The 3,544-nt window shown below is 38.1% G+C and carries 6 protein-coding genes; 2 read left to right on the forward strand and 4 right to left on the reverse strand.

Annotation, left to right across the window (positions count from 1 at the left end; all coding sequences use genetic code 11):
• From VIP81_RS30925 to VIP81_RS30935, 3 genes are all read right to left on the reverse strand, one after another.
• A partial coding sequence (locus tag VIP81_RS30925; protein WP_331971149.1) for a hypothetical protein occupies nt 1-574 on the reverse strand: 574 nt, incomplete at its 3' end.
• A gap of 332 nt (nt 575-906) precedes the next feature.
• Nucleotides 907-1,173, reverse strand: a complete 267-nt coding sequence (locus VIP81_RS30930; RefSeq protein WP_331971152.1) for a hypothetical protein — start codon at nt 1,171-1,173, stop codon at nt 907-909.
• A complete protein-coding gene (locus tag VIP81_RS30935) occupies nt 1,163-1,666 on the reverse strand; it encodes a hypothetical protein (protein WP_331971155.1) in 504 nt (167 codons plus the stop codon). Before VIP81_RS30935 ends, VIP81_RS30930 begins: the two co-directional genes overlap by 11 nt.
• 401 nt (nt 1,667-2,067) lie before the next feature.
• Between VIP81_RS30935 and VIP81_RS30940 the strand changes: the two genes are divergently transcribed.
• Complete coding sequence (locus VIP81_RS30940) at nt 2,068-2,301, forward strand: helix-turn-helix transcriptional regulator (protein WP_331971158.1); 234 nt, start codon at nt 2,068-2,070, stop codon at nt 2,299-2,301.
• A 14-nt stretch (nt 2,302-2,315) separates the two neighbouring features.
• Here VIP81_RS30940 and VIP81_RS30945 read toward each other — a convergent pair whose 3' ends face one another.
• Nucleotides 2,316-2,651 carry a helix-turn-helix domain-containing protein gene (locus tag VIP81_RS30945; protein ID WP_331971161.1) on the reverse strand — a complete coding sequence of 112 codons (336 nt, stop codon included), beginning with the start codon at nt 2,649-2,651 and terminating at the stop codon, nt 2,316-2,318.
• 495 nt (nt 2,652-3,146) lie between these two features.
• On the opposite strand from VIP81_RS30945, the gene VIP81_RS30950 reads away from it, so the two are divergent.
• Nucleotides 3,147-3,544 (forward strand): SMI1/KNR4 family protein (locus VIP81_RS30950; RefSeq protein ID WP_331971164.1); only part of this gene is annotated, 398 nt, incomplete at its 3' end.

Below are 3,544 nucleotides of genomic sequence, written 5' to 3' on the forward strand. Positions count from 1 at the left end.
CAAAAATTAAAATGATAGGTGTCTTCCTATCATAATATCTCATATAAAAATTTAAATGCTTCGCAAGATTAACGAAATCCTTTTTTATTTTTGAAAAATTTCCTTGTACATAAAAGGAAAGAGGAGTCTTATCCTTAAAAAATCTCTTCATGGATTCTGTTTGCAAATCAGCTTTATAAAAATCACGAAACATTCGAAGATTCCTATAATCAGTTTCAGATTTATTGCTTGCTTCGCGAAATCCACTAGCTAGAAGTTTTAGTGCCGAACTTGGCGTACCAAAGTAGGCTTCAAATTCAATTTCATTAAAATAAAACTTGAATTTCCTTCCAATATGCTCTGTAGTCAACGGAACCGTCGCGTATATAAACTCTATTAGCTCACTGTCTTGATGATAAATTGCACTTAACTCCAAGGGAAGTTCTACACTCTTTATAGGTTCAAAATCGGTTGAAATAGGAACCCTGCAAATAAACGTATCATCTCCCCACAAATTTTCCAAATTGATGTGCTCCGTCTCGCTAACTTTTTTTGAATACTTATTGAGGGACAAAAAACTTTCAAGATTACTCATGAGGTATTTAATTAAAAGGGATAAAATGGAATTATTTCAATTAATAAAACATTGGGTACATAATAGACAATATACACAAAATATTTAAACATCTAAAGTTTAGCGATTTATCTAAAATCAACTGCCTACTTTTTACATTAAGTACTGTCCACAACCTTCCAAGAGGTTAGCGGCTTTTTAGCATCATGATAAATTGGTGCTGCCAGCTATGTTTTGGTAATACCAAAACCCCTAAACTTTTCATGCTTCGCATTCAACGCTCCATAACAGAAATGGCGCAAGAAGAATCAAGCGCCATTGTCATTCGGTCCATATTATGCAAAAATATTGAGTTACTTTTCTTTGACCCCGAAAATGGAGGTAAACAAGCCATTGGTCACCTCCTCGGCAAGCTCACGGATCTTCTCCTTTTCGGCCTTACTTAAAGCCTGTACGAGCTTGTCCTCAACCCGCCTATCCATTCCCCTCATTTTTCTGTAGAACGTAGGGGTGCTATAGTTACATTCCTCACAAACACGCTCCCTAAAAAGAACAGGCAGCTTAGAAAACTTAGTATGCAGGTCAAGCAAAATGTTTACTGGCTGGGATTTAATACTCATAAATGAAGTTTGAAAGGTTACTGTTATTAGCTTTTACGTTGCTGATTCTGTCCTCAAGGTTTAATGTGTGGAGTGTCAGGAAAAAAGTCTTGAAATAATTGCCTGTAATAGCCGCTATTGTTCCATCAATCCCGTTGTCGCCATCGACCAGTATGGATATATATTGATCCAATGCGCTTTCCAGCTCCTGCAATTCAATACCTGACTGAAAACTGGATAATTCATAAAAGTTACTTTCCAACTCATTGACCAACGCTAGCGTTAAATCCGCAACCTCTTCCCTTCGTAGGGCATCACGGATATTAAAAGCCGCAATGATATTAGTTCTAAACAAAGCATAGAACATCATAAAGTCGGCCCGCTGATTCCCTGTCCAGCTGTCAGCAGTATTACTGCCAATGACATTAGATAACTCATACTCGCAAACCTCAATGAAGCCATCCGAGGTACCACACGCTGTAATTTGATTTAAGATGCTTAATAGATTCTCCATAACAGAATATTTAAAGTGAATAAAAACAGTTCTGAACAGGCAATACAAATCCTTTATCAGCTGGTGACAGCCGATAAATCTCTTATCAAAGTATGTGTTTTATTAAAAGTGGGCGCGAAGACTAGGCATAAAAAAGCGCGGTACCCACCCTTCGCTTTTGAGGCCCTGAGAAGCCCATGCCACGAAAAAGTGGGCCCGCGCATAAACGCGAGCCATCCACTTCGTCGTCTCGTGGCATTGAAGATTCTCAGGTTTCAAAAGCGAGACTTAAAAAGCGAATTGCTTACAATATCTTGTATTGAAGAATCGCAAAAATATATTCTTAATGCTAAAGTAGTAAATAATTCTCATTTTGTCAAATTTGACAATTTTATTTTTGACGGGTTTAGGACCTTGAGCAGGTGAAAACTAAAAATCAAGCATATATAACAGCTTTCGGTCAAAACTTCAAAAAACTTCTGGAGTCTAAGAAAAAGACCCCAGAAGAGGTTGCCGCCCATGGCAATATTGAAACAAAGCAGGTTTATCGCGTAATCAATGGGGAGCATGCAGCTACGCTATCGGTAATCTATGCACTAGCCAAAGGACTGGATGTTCATCCCAAGGAACTATTCGATTTCAGCTTCACAGGATAACACACTTTATATATCTATTTCTCAGTATTACTTTCCTGCTGAAATAACTGCCAGACTTCATCCCTCAAAAAGAAAACACGCGATCTAATTTTATAGCGCTTTAATCTGCCAATCTTTATCCAATGATACACTGTTTGGCGGGTTATCTGGAATAACTCACATACTTCCGCCATCTTATAGACAGGCTTATGAAGCAAACTACCAGCTTCGTCAACAATCTTAGTGGGGCTGTTCTTACCAGCAAACAATTCTTCGCGGATTATTACTCTAACCTGCTGCCAAAATTGGCCTGAGCCAAAGGGAAACGACAAAGAGGCCATAGCATTTTCATTACTCACATTTTCATTCATACACTTGCTTTTTAAATTATTAGGGTTATTTAATAATTCGAAAATAATTAAACGTTTACTGATACCCTTGACCTAATGGAATTTTGATATAGGTCAAATAGCTTCCCGACTTAGGAGGGAAGCACTAAAAAGCTCGGTTGTATCACAACCGAACATCTTGCGGATTCCAGCGAAGCGTGGAATTATCTATCCGAAACTAATCAAATGTTGAATAATAACCTTTACCTCTCAAAATTTTAAAGGGGTAAAACCGGCGTCCGACTTCGGAGGGGAAGCTCTAAAAAGGCAGGTTGTGATACAACCTGTTATCTTGCGGATTTCTGCGAAGCGGGAAATTCCTACTCCATGACTAGCTTTACAATAGTGGTCACGTCCAAACTTAAGCTTACATAACACATGCCCCGCTTTGCATCCAAATAATACATTACATTTATCAGCCAACAAAAACACGCACCCGAATTTGCTCCACAAATTTTAACCAATTAAAAGATGATTATGCCCCATGACCATGCCATTAAAGAAATTGTAGACACCTACTTACAGGAATGTATCGATAATGGTATCAATTCGATTTCGGGGGTAGAAATCGAAATGATTGCCCCCAACCAAGATCCAAAAGAAAAATCATTATTCTGGCTTCCGATTGCCAGTAAAGTCACTGAGGTCGAAATTGAAAGCGTTGAAACACAATTGGGACACAGACTACCAACGGATTACAAAGTGTTTCTAAAGTATAAACACTTCTATGACTTGTATATTTCAGAGGCCAGCTTTTGTAGACATCCAATAAATAAGTGGAGGGATCACCTTAAACAAATGATTTTCAATGGATGGCCACTTGAATACATGTTTAATAAAGGGTATATTCATTTTGCTGACTGGAGTGATTGGGG

It is taken from the genome of Chitinophaga sp. (assembly GCF_036566945.1).
In the GTDB taxonomy this organism is placed as follows: domain Bacteria; phylum Bacteroidota; class Bacteroidia; order Chitinophagales; family Chitinophagaceae; genus Chitinophaga.

Excerpts from the sequence above, each read along its gene's own strand:
- VIP81_RS30930 (WP_331971152.1), bottom strand. The coding sequence starts at position 1,173 with ATGAGTATTAAATCCCAGCCAGTAAACATTTTGCTTGACCTGCATACT.
- VIP81_RS30935 (WP_331971155.1), bottom strand. The coding sequence starts at position 1,666 with ATGGAGAATCTATTAAGCATCTTAAATCAAATTACAGCGTGTGGTACC.
- VIP81_RS30945 (WP_331971161.1), bottom strand. The coding sequence starts at position 2,651 with ATGAATGAAAATGTGAGTAATGAAAATGCTATGGCCTCTTTGTCGTTT.